Source organism: Paraburkholderia sp. (assembly GCF_035948235.1).
GTDB lineage: Bacteria > Pseudomonadota > Gammaproteobacteria > Burkholderiales > Burkholderiaceae > Paraburkholderia.
In genome coordinates, this window is sequence record NZ_DASZJJ010000187.1 from 1 (window position 1) to 9,083 (window position 9,083).

General features: G+C 64.1%; 11 protein-coding genes. 9 read left to right on the plus strand and 2 right to left on the minus strand.

Features of this window, described 5'->3' with window-relative positions:
* Positions 1-16: 16 nt before the first annotated feature.
* Complete coding sequence (locus tag VG320_RS16135; protein WP_327201089.1) at positions 17-226, minus strand: twin transmembrane helix small protein; 210 nt, start codon at positions 224-226, stop codon at positions 17-19.
* A gap of 117 nt (positions 227-343) precedes the next feature.
* Between VG320_RS16135 and VG320_RS16140 the strand changes: the two genes are divergently transcribed.
* From VG320_RS16140 to VG320_RS16165, 6 genes are all read left to right on the plus strand, one after another.
* Entirely contained in the window at positions 344-1,165 is an 822-nt protein-coding gene (locus VG320_RS16140) for an SURF1 family protein (RefSeq protein ID WP_327201090.1), read from the plus strand.
* A 93-nt stretch (positions 1,166-1,258) separates the two neighbouring features.
* Entirely contained in the window at positions 1,259-1,921 is a 663-nt protein-coding gene (locus VG320_RS16145) for a cytochrome C oxidase subunit I (RefSeq protein WP_327201091.1), read from the plus strand.
* A 39-nt stretch (positions 1,922-1,960) separates the two neighbouring features.
* On the plus strand, positions 1,961-3,070 hold the full coding sequence (locus VG320_RS16150; RefSeq protein ID WP_327201092.1) for a COX15/CtaA family protein: 1,110 nt from the start codon (positions 1,961-1,963) through the stop codon (positions 3,068-3,070).
* A 9-nt stretch (positions 3,071-3,079) separates the two neighbouring features.
* Positions 3,080-3,985: a heme o synthase gene (cyoE, locus tag VG320_RS16155; protein WP_103702449.1), complete on the plus strand. Its 906-nt coding sequence runs from the start codon at positions 3,080-3,082 to the stop codon at positions 3,983-3,985.
* 4 nt (positions 3,986-3,989) lie between these two features.
* Entirely contained in the window at positions 3,990-4,634 is a 645-nt protein-coding gene (locus VG320_RS16160) for an SCO family protein (protein WP_327201093.1), read from the plus strand.
* A 224-nt stretch (positions 4,635-4,858) separates the two neighbouring features.
* Positions 4,859-5,671 (plus strand): MetQ/NlpA family ABC transporter substrate-binding protein, encoded by an 813-nt coding sequence (locus tag VG320_RS16165; protein ID WP_327201094.1) that lies wholly within the window; start codon positions 4,859-4,861, stop codon positions 5,669-5,671.
* Between the two features lie 102 nt (positions 5,672-5,773).
* Here VG320_RS16165 and VG320_RS16170 read toward each other — a convergent pair whose 3' ends face one another.
* On the minus strand, positions 5,774-6,211 hold the full coding sequence (locus tag VG320_RS16170; protein WP_327201095.1) for a MarR family winged helix-turn-helix transcriptional regulator: 438 nt from the start codon (positions 6,209-6,211) through the stop codon (positions 5,774-5,776).
* Between the two features lie 424 nt (positions 6,212-6,635).
* Here VG320_RS16170 and VG320_RS16175 point away from each other — a divergent pair, with 424 nt between their 5' ends.
* The 3 genes from VG320_RS16175 to VG320_RS16185 all read left to right on the plus strand — a co-directional run.
* Positions 6,636-7,370 (plus strand): GntR family transcriptional regulator, encoded by a 735-nt coding sequence (locus VG320_RS16175; RefSeq protein ID WP_327201096.1) that lies wholly within the window; start codon positions 6,636-6,638, stop codon positions 7,368-7,370.
* A 142-nt stretch (positions 7,371-7,512) separates the two neighbouring features.
* Entirely contained in the window at positions 7,513-8,616 is a 1,104-nt protein-coding gene (gene nagA / locus VG320_RS16180) for an N-acetylglucosamine-6-phosphate deacetylase (protein ID WP_327201097.1), read from the plus strand.
* A partial coding sequence (locus tag VG320_RS16185; protein ID WP_327201098.1) for an SIS domain-containing protein occupies positions 8,609-9,083 on the plus strand: 475 nt, incomplete at its 3' end. The genes nagA and VG320_RS16185, both read left to right, overlap by 8 nt.

Genomic DNA, 9,083 nt, shown 5'->3' on the forward strand with positions numbered 1-9,083 from the left:
ACTCGCGTGGCGTCGATCAGCGGCCGAGCGGAATACCCGTCGGCTGGATCCAGCCCATCCAGTGCGCGAAGAGAATGAAGAGGAACAATGAGATGGAGAAGCCCACGCGCGTGGCAAGCGACCAGACCATGCGCTTGGTGCGGCCTTTGTCGTGCATCATGAAATAGAGCGCCGAGATCATGCTCGCGATGATCAACGCGAATGCAATGGGAACGAGTATGTGCATGAAGTTCACTGCTGAATTTGCGGAATCTCGCATGTCTGAAAACGCCTGTCTCATTATCGCACCGCGCCCCGTCGCGCGGGGTTCGATCAACCGTATGTGCCGCATCGGTCGTGCCCGATGAAGATCCGTCTGGTTCCCGCGCTGTTGATCCTGATCGTGATGGCCGTGACGATACGGCTGGGTTTCTGGCAGCGCGATCGTGCGCATCAGAAGGAAGCGTTGCAGGCACAGATCACGCAATACGAAAACGCCAGCCCGCAAACCGTGGGGGCTGCGCCCATCGCGCTCAAGGACATCGAGTTCCATCGCGTGCACGCGAAGGGCACGTTTTTGCCCGCGCGCGTGGTGTATCTCGACAATCGTCCCTATAACGACCAGCCAGGCTTTTACGTGGTGATGCCGCTTAAACTGGACGACGGCGGCTACGTGCTGGTCAATCGCGGCTGGTTGCCGCGCAGCATCGACGATCGCGAGCGGATCGCGCCCTATGAGACGCCTGCGGGATCGGTGGAAGTGGAGGGCATCGCGCGCGCGGATGCGTCGCGTGCGTTCGAGCTGGGTGCCGGCGGCTCTGCAGCGCATCAGAAGATACGGCAGAATCTGGCCGTCGCTTCCTACGCAGCGGAAACCGGTTTGCCGCTGCAGCCCTTCGTGATCCAGCAGACGGGCTTTGTGTCCTCCCCGGCGCCGGCCTTCAAGGACGGTCTCGTGCGCGACTGGCCCGCACCGGCCCTGGATGTCGAGCGCAACATCGGCTACATGTTCCAGTGGTGGGGTATGGCCGCCGCGGCGCTCGGATTCGGTCTTTACGCGGCCCGTCGGGCTGCGACAAAAGAGCGCATGCCAGACGCCGATGGCGCCGATGACGACGATGACATGGATGTCACCAACGCCACGCATGCCACCAAAGGGCCGGTACACGGTGCAAAGGACGCCTGACGATCAAGTCGTGCGAGATCGTCTGCAATATCCGGCGCGCTGCCCGATGGCGGCGCATGGTCAACAGGAAGCGACAGAAACGAGGTTCACGCAGTGTCGACGCAATCTCCCGATACAACGCAGGTCTCCCGCAACGCGGCAACGCAGGGCGGCGCACAATCCACACAGCCCAAGGGTTCGTGGCGGCGCGGCCGCTGGATGCTGTTCCTGATCGCGCTGATCTGCGGCGCGCCCATCGCCATTTCGTATTTCACGTACTACGTGATCCAGCCGAAGGGCGGCAGCACCAGCTACGGCACGCTGATCGAGCCGCAGCGCACGATTCCGCCCGCGCTGATGGTGACCGGCGACGACGGCCACGAAGTGCCGCTCGCCTCGCTGCGCGGCCGCTGGCTGATGATCTCCGTCGATAGCGGCGCATGCGACGAAGCCTGCGTGCACAAGCTCTACTTCATGCGCCAGGTGCGCGCGACGCAGGGCGCGGAGCGCGAGCGCGTAGTCACGGTCTGGCTGCGTAGCGACGACGCCAGCGTGCCCGCCGTGGTGCGCAGCGCCTATCCGGACACCCGCATGCTGCGCGCCGACCCCGCCGCCGTGGCCGCGTGGCTGCCCGCCACCGACACGACCAAAGACACCGACCACATCTATCTGGTCGATCCCAACGGCAATCTGATGATGCGTTTTCCCGATCATCCGGATCCGTCAAAGATCAAACAAGACGTGACTAAGCTCCTCAAGTGGTCCAGCATCGGTTAAGGTGCGCAGCGCGAGTTCTGACAGAAAAGAGTAAGAGAGATGTTTATCCTGGAGCTGGGCCTGATTGGCCTGTGCGTCGCGTTGCTGCCGCTTTCGTGGGTGTGGGTCAAAGCCGACGACAACAAATTCCGCAAGCTCGTGTGGCTCACGACCTTCATGACGCTCGACCTGGTGATGTTCGGCGGCTTTACACGTCTGACTGATTCGGGCCTTGGTTGCCCGGACTGGCCGGGCTGCTATGGCACGTCGTCGCCGTTCATCGCGCATGCGCAGATCGCCGCCGCCCATCTGGCCATGCCGAGCGGTCCCGTGAGCATGTCGAAGGCGTGGATCGAGATGATTCACCGCTACTTCGCGATGGCGATCGGTGTCCTCATCATTGCGCAGATGGCGATCGCCTGGCGCGCGCGCATCAAGCGCCTGCCGCTGCATGTGTCGCCGTGGTGGCCCACTGCGCTGCTCGGGCTGATTCTCGTGCAGGGTATTTTCGGCGCATGGACCGTGACGATGAAGCTGCAGCCCGTGATCGTCACGACGCACCTGTTGCTGGGCCTCACGCTGCTGGGCACGCTGGCGTGGCTGGCCGCGCGCATGACGCCGCTGCCCGCCTATGATCCCGACGCCGCACGCTGGCGCGTCGCCGCGCTCGCGGCGCTCGTGCTGCTGATCGTGCAGATCGCGCTGGGCGGCTGGGTGAGCACCAATTACGCGGTGCTCGCCTGTACCGACTTCCCGACCTGCAACGGCGCCTGGATTCCGCCGATGGATTTCCATCACGGTTTTCACCTCTGGCGCGCGCTCGGCATGGACGGTAACGGCGATGTGATTACGCAGGACGCGCTGGTCGCGATTCACTGGACGCACCGCACGTTTGCCTTCGCGGTTATCGCATATCTGGTATGGTTCGCCGTCAAAATGCGGCGCTATGCCTCGTTGCGCCGCCCCGCGAACTGGGTTCTGATCGTGATTGCAATCCAGTTTCTGACAGGACTTTCTAACATCGTCCTGCAATGGCCACTGCCTATCGCGGTGGCTCACAACGGTGGCGCGGCGATCCTGTTGCTTTTGCTCGTCGTGCTAAACTTTCGAATTGCTTGTAGCCGCCCCGGCCGCGCTGTTCTCCCTGCGCGCGACACCGCTGCGGTGTGATCCCGCCCTATGGAAAGTACAACCCTCCCCCAGTCACCCGGTAGCCGGATTTCGCAGTATCTCGCGCTCACCAAGCCCCGCGTGACCCAACTGGCCGTGTTCTGCGCGGTCATCGGCATGTTCCTCGCCGTGCCGGGCATGGTGCCCTGGAAGCAGTTGATCGGCGGCACCGTCGGCATCTGGCTGACGGCTGGCGCGGCCTTCGCGATCAACTGTCTCGTCGAGCAAAAAGTCGATGCGCGTATGCGCCGCACTTCGTGGCGCCCGTCGGCGCGCGGCGAGATCACCAGCGTGCAGATCCTGATTTTCTCGGCGGTGATTGGCGGCCTGGGCATGTGGGTGCTGTACACCTTCGCCAATCCGCTGACGATGTGGCTCACGGTTGCGACCTTCATCGGTTACGCGATCATCTACACGCTGCTGCTCAAGCCGGCCACGCCGCAGAACATCGTGATCGGCGGTGCGTCGGGCGCGATGCCGCCGGCGCTTGGCTGGGCGGCCGTCACCGGCCACGTGCCCGGCGACGCCTGGATTCTCGTGCTGATCATTTTCGTGTGGACGCCGCCGCATTTCTGGGCGCTCGCACTGTATCGCCGCAAGGACTACGAAGCAGCCGGCCTGCCGATGCTGCCTAACACGCACGGCGAAAAGTACACGCGCCTGCATATCCTGCTGTACTCGGTGATTCTCTTCGCGGTCGCGCTGATGCCCTATATCTCGGGCATGAGCGGCGTGCTGTATCTGGCTTCGAGCGTGCTGCTCGGCGCCGTCTTCCTCGCCTACGCCTGGAAGATCTATGTCGAGTACTCGGATGCCCTCGCACGCGCGATGTTCCGCTACTCGATCATCTATCTCTCGTTGCTGTTCGTCGCGTTGCTCGTCGATCACTACGTGCATGCGCTCATCGGAGCGTAACGACATGACTCGACGCACGCTTGCGCGCTTCGTGCGCGCGACGGTGATCGCGCTGGCCGCCGCGGGCGCGCTGGGTGCGACGCTCGGCCTCGAAGGCTGCGGCCAGCAGCCGCCGTCGTTCTCGAATCTCGACATCACCGGCAACACGCAGTTCGGCAACGACTTCTCGCTGCCGGATTCGAACGGCAAGACGCGCACGATGGCCGATTTCAAGGGCAAGGTCGTGGTGCTGTTCTTCGGCTATACGCATTGCCCGGACGTTTGCCCGACCACCATGGCCGAGCTGTCGCAGGCGCTCCAGCAACTGGGACCCGATGCCGACAAGCGTGTGCAGGTGATCTTCGTGAGCGTCGATCCCGAGCGCGATACGCCGCAGATCCTCGGCCAGTATGTGAACGCCTTCAATCCCACCTTCATCGCGTTGCGTCCGGCCGACGACGCCCAGCTCAAGCAGGTGACCAAGGACTTCCGCGTGTACTACGCGAAGGTGCCCGGCAAGACGCCCGACGGCTACACGATGGATCACACCGCCGCGAGCTATGTGTTCGACACCACCGGCAAGCTGCGCCTGTTCGCGCGTGACGGGCAGGGCGTGACGCCCTGGGTGCACGATCTGAAGATCCTGCTCGGCTCGAACGACGGCAATTAAGCGGTTGTGATTCGAACGGCCACGCCTTCGCGCAGGCCGTTCGAAAGCCTTTTGCGCCACACTGGCGCGCGCCGGCATCCCCGCAGGCATACCAGTATGCGATTTCTATATTTCGCGGGGCCGGTGCCATATGAGACCATTTATGTCTGCCGGCTGGCGGCACACAATGCGGCTCAGCGGCTCGATAACGTAATAAACAAGCAACAAGCGGGAACACAATCTCCATGCAGCGCAGAAATCTGATCAAAGCACTCCTCGCCGGCGTCGCCGCCACCACGCTCGCAGCCAGCTTCGGCGCACGCGCAGACGACCAGGTCATCAAGGTCGGCACCGTGTCGGGCCCGGACGCCCAGGTGTGGGCCGTCGTCCAGAAGGTCGCCAAGCGCGAAGGCCTGAACGTCAAGGTCATCGAATTCAACGACTACGTGCAGCCGAACGCGGCGCTCGATTCGGGCGACCTCGACGCGAACAGCTTCCAGACCGGCCCGTACCTCGACAGCCAGATCAAGCAGCGCGGCTACAAGATCGTCAACGCGGGTCTCACGTACATCTCGCCGATCGGCGTGTACTCGAAGAAGCTCAAGTCGCTGGCAGCGCTGCCGCAAGGCGCGAAGATCGCGGTCCCGAACGATCCGTCGAACGAAAACCGTGCGCTGCTCGTGCTGCAAAGCAAGGGCGTGATCAAGCTGCGCGCAGGCGCGGGCACGAACGGCAACAACGCTACGCCGCTCGACGTCGCCGACAATCCGAAGAAGGTGAAGCTGGTCGAACTGGACGCCGCGCAACTGCCGCGCGCGCTGGGCGACGTGGACGCCGCCGTCATCAACACCAACTACGCGCTGGCCGCCGGCCTGCAGCCGACCAAGGACGCCATCGCCCTGGAAGACACGCACAGCCCGTACGCCAACCTGATCGCCGTGCGCGCGCAGGACAAGGACAAGCCGTGGGTGAAGAAGCTGGTCGCTGCGTACCAGTCGGAAGACGTGCGCCAGTACCTCAAGAACGAGTTCAAGGGTTCGATGATCCCGTCGTTCTAAGCGTGTGACGTTGCGCGGCCTTCGCGCCGCGTCTTGCTATCGCTTAAGTAAAAAAGCCGCTGCCATTTCGATGGCGCGGCTTTTTTTGTTTTCTACGGCGCTTCAACCCAACAGCCGCTGCACAACCTCCATCGCCTTGATCAGCTCTTCCTGCTCTGCAGTGCTCAGCTTGCCGAGCCGATCGGCGAGACCGCCGATTGCGGCATCCCTCAGCGTCGCATAGGTGCTGCGGCCGGCGTCGGTCAGATAGATGAAGGTGCGGCGTGCGTCGGCCTGCGAGGCGGAGCGCGCAATCAGGTGGCGGCGCGCGAAGCTCGCCAGAATGCGGCTCAGATAGCCGGAATCGAGCGCCAGCGTGCGCGCGAGCGTCGCGGAAGTCTGCGTGCCGCCGCTGTCGAGTTCGCGCAGCACGCGGATTTCGGTGAGCGAAAACGGCGAGCTGGGCTGATCGTCCTGCTGTGCCCCGAGGAACGTTCGATAGAAGCGATTGAACTGCAGGACGGCTTCGGCGCGCCGTCTCGTGTCGGAATCATTCGACAAACTGGGTACCCGTGGTCAGTTCGTTGATATTGGTCAAATGCCACTATATGGGATGTCAGGGGCGCGCGATATCGTTCACTTTCTGAATCTTCGCATTGGTTCTACGCCGGTATCAAGCTGGGATTCCAAAGTGCATCGGCTGGCGCTTGAGTGGTTGCGCATAAAGAGCCCAAATGGGCTACGCCAGGGAAAATACCGATGCGCCATGGATAGCCTGCAGCGCCTTATAAAATTTCGCAATCAATTGATTTATAAGAAATTTGTGGCGCGTTGGCGAAGGGCTTCGCCTGTGTTGACTGGTATTATTGTGGTTATATAATGGGCTCGCTTTCGCACCGGACCGACGTCACGCAGTTTTTGTCCCGGTTCCTCGACGATCTGTCCGGGCGTCTCCACGATCCGTCAAACCGCTGGCCGGAGTTCCATGGAAACCCGTTGGTCTGCCCTGATGCCCGATGCGCGCAACGTCACGCCACTCTATCTGCAGCTGGCGCGCAACCTCGCCACGGCCATACATTGCGGCGTCTGGTCGGCGGGCGAGGCGCTGCCCTCGGAGCGCACGTTGTCGGACGCCATCGGCGTGTCGCGCATCACGGCGCGCAAGGCGATCGAGCTGCTCGTCGAGCAGGGCTTGATCCGGCGCGCACGCGGGGCGGGCAGCTTCATCACGCCGCGCGTCGAAGACCCGCTTTCGCGTCTGACCGGCTTCACCAAGCGCATGGAGCAACGCGGCTTTACCGCCGATTCGGTGTGGCTGGAGCGTGAAGTGCGCCCGGCGCGCCGCGAGGAAATCGTGCAGCTCGGCCTGTCGCCGGGAGCGGCGGTTTCGAGCCTGCGGCGGTTGCGCCGCGCGGACGGCATCGTGATGGCGGTCGAGCATTCGGCACTGCCGGTGCCGATCGTGCCGGACCCCCAGGCCTTCGACGGTTCGCTCTATGCGTACCTGGAGACGCGCAACATGCCGGTCGTGCGCGCGCTGCAGCATTTTCGCGCCGTCAATGCGACGGGCGAGATCGCCGCGCTGATGGGCGTGGAGCCGCGCGCGGCGCTGCTCGTGATCACGCGCGTGGGTTTTTCGCGCGACCAGCACGCCATCGAGCTGACCGACACGTATTGCCGCGACGGCTATTACGACTTCGTTGCGGAGTTGCGCCAATGAACGCCACGACGCACGCGATCAGGCAAACGTCAAAAAGCGTGGCTCGCGGGAACGCGCGGGCGCGCCATGACTCTCTCATGCACGTCACCGTCAAGACTGACCGCGCGCAGGCCGTCGCCGCGCGCAATATCGGAAAATTCTCATGCTGAGCGGAAACATTCTCACCCCTGATGGCTGGATCAACGGCACGCTGACGTTCGAAAACGGGCGCATCACGTCGATCGAGGGCGAGGCCGCCGATCCGGCGAAGAACGACGCGCCCTACATCCTGCCGGGCTTCATCGACCTGCATGTGCACGGCGGCGGCGGCGCCGACGTGATGGAAGCGGGCAACGCCATCGAAACGATCGCCCGCACCCATGCGCGCTACGGCACCACCAGCCTGCTCGCCACCACCATGACCGCGCCGCGCGACGAACTGATGAATGTGGTCGCAGGACTGGGCGACGTCGCACGCAAGCGCACGCCGGGCGGCGCGCGCGTGCTGGGCGTGCACCTGGAAGGGCCGTACATCAATCCGGGCAAGCTGGGCGCGCAACCCGACGCGGCGGTGTCCGCCGTGCTCGACGAAGTGCTCAAGTACCTGTCGATCGCGCCGATCCGCGTGGTCACGGTCGCGCCGGAAATCGCCGGCCATATTGAGATCATCGGCGAGATGGCGGCGCGCGGCGTGCGCGTGCAGATCGGCCACACGCTCGCGACTTACGACGATGCGGTCAACGCGCTCAAGCACGGCGCCTGCGGCTTCACGCACCTGTTCAACGCGATGTCGCCGCTGCATCACCGCAATCCTGGCGTGGTCGGCGCGGCGCTCGCGCATGCCGAATACGCCGAAATCATCCCCGATCTGCTGCACGTCCATCCGGGCGCGATCCGCGCCGCGCTGCGCGCGATTCCGCGCCTCTATGTGGTGACGGACAGCACCTCGGCGACGGGCATGCCCGACGGCGAATATCGTCTGGGCAGCCAGCACGTCACCAAGTGCCTCGGCGGCGTACGTCTTGCGGACGGCACGCTCGCAGGCAGCACGCTCACCATGGATCAGGCCCTGCGCAATCTCGTCTCGCTCGGCTTGCCGATCGCGGACGTGTCCGCACGCCTGTCGCGCTACGCGGCCGACTACCTCGGCATCGAAGACCGGGGCCGCCTGCAGCGCGGCGCCTGGGCCGATGTCAACGTGTTCGACCGCGAACTGGCGCTTACCGCGACCTATGTCGAAGGAGAATCGCTTGTCGAATATGCTTAAAGAAGCGCTGGCCTCTGCCAGCGTCGTCGCCGCGCAGCTCGCGGACACCTCGCGCGTCGAGGCGCTTGCTAGCGCGCTCGAAGCCGGGCCGCGCCACGTCGCGCTCACCGTCGCGCGCGGCAGCTCCGACCACGCCGCGAGCTATTTCGCTTCGCTCACCATGAGCCGCCTGGGCGTGCCGGTCGCCTCGCTGCCGATGTCGATCGCCACGCTCCAGCAGGCGCCTTTGCGTGTAAGCGGCCAGTTTGCCCTTGCTTTCTCCCAATCAGGCAGGAGTCCTGATCTCGTGGCGACGATCAAGGCGCTGCGCGATGCGGGTGCGCTCACCGCGGCGATGGTGAACGTGGCCGATTCGCCGCTGGCCGAAGCCGCAGGCACGGAACTGCCGCTGCTCGCGGGCCCTGAACTGAGCGTGGCCGCCACCAAGAGCTATATCGCGATGCTGGCGATGTCGGCGCAACTGGTGG